This window comes from Rhizobium sp. CSW-27, from assembly GCF_018760785.1.
Taxonomy (GTDB): Bacteria; Pseudomonadota; Alphaproteobacteria; order Rhizobiales; family Rhizobiaceae; genus Neorhizobium.
In genome coordinates this window covers 1-292 of sequence record NZ_JAHHZO010000087.1, presented here as the reverse complement: position 1 = coordinate 292, position 292 = coordinate 1, and the positions used below count along the sequence as shown (strand labels likewise).

At 62.7% G+C, this 292-nt stretch carries 1 pseudogene; it reads right to left on the bottom strand.

From position 1 onward, the window contains the following. Positions 1–292 (bottom strand): annotated as a pseudogene (locus KLP42_RS26730) (terminase large subunit); the annotation flags it as partial.

Here is a 292-nt window from a genome sequence, read left to right as displayed (position 1 = left end):
AGCCGCTCGGCATCCTTGGTGGCATCGAGCACCCAGGTCAGCGTGAATGCGGTAAAGTCGCGCGTGCGAGACAGATCAAGCCCGCCATAACAGGGATAGCCACCGGCAATCAGCGCCGGCAGATCGAGATCCTTGCGGCAGGCGACCCAGGCCTCGCGCTTGATCGCGGCATTGACCGACTGCGTCCATTCGCAAAAGTGCAGCCGCGCAATGCCGTTGCGCTTGCCCGGCATCTGGCGTGCCTGCTTGACCACCCCTTCGAGATATTCCGTGGTGACGGTCACATCGAGGA